The organism is Paenibacillus sp. TSM33 (genome assembly GCF_056099025.1).
In genome coordinates, this window is record NZ_JBLZXB010000042.1 from 1 (window position 1) to 400 (window position 400).

A 400-nucleotide genomic window follows, 5' to 3' on the forward strand; every position below is an offset into this window, starting at 1 on the left:
GTTCAAATCCTGCCCCCGCAATTACTTTCAATTTAGAAAGTGCCTCTGGAACTGTGGTGTAGAGGCCTAACATGCCTGCCTGTCACGCAGGAGATCGCGGGTTCGAATCCCGTCAGTTCCGCCATTTTAACTGTATATAGTACGAACTATATGATGTAGTTGTAAAAAAAAATATGGCTCGGTAGCTCAGTCGGTAGAGCAGAGGACTGAAAATCCTCGTGTCGGCGGTTCGATTCCGTCCCGAGCCACCTTTCAAGTGGGAAATGAGTAATGTGCCGGTGTAGCTCAACTGGTAGAGCAACTGACTTGTAATCAGTAGGTTGGGGGTTCAAGTCCTCTCGCCGGCACCATTTTGGAGGATTAGCGAAGTGGCCAAACGCATCAGACTGTAAATCTGCTC

The 400-nt window shown here is 48.8% G+C and carries 3 tRNA genes; all 3 read left to right on the top strand.

Annotation, left to right across the window (positions count from 1 at the left end):
* The first annotated feature begins 47 nt into the window (after positions 1-47).
* The 3 genes from ACN6NF_RS25735 (at position 48) to ACN6NF_RS25745 (ending at position 350) form a co-directional block, all read left to right on the top strand.
* Positions 48-124: transfer RNA gene (locus tag ACN6NF_RS25735), tRNA-Asp, on the top strand.
* 51 nt (positions 125-175) lie between these two features.
* Positions 176-248: transfer RNA gene (locus ACN6NF_RS25740), tRNA-Phe, on the top strand.
* Between the two features lie 26 nt (positions 249-274).
* Positions 275-350: transfer RNA gene (locus ACN6NF_RS25745), tRNA-Thr, on the top strand.
* Positions 351-400: the final 50 nt, after the last annotated feature.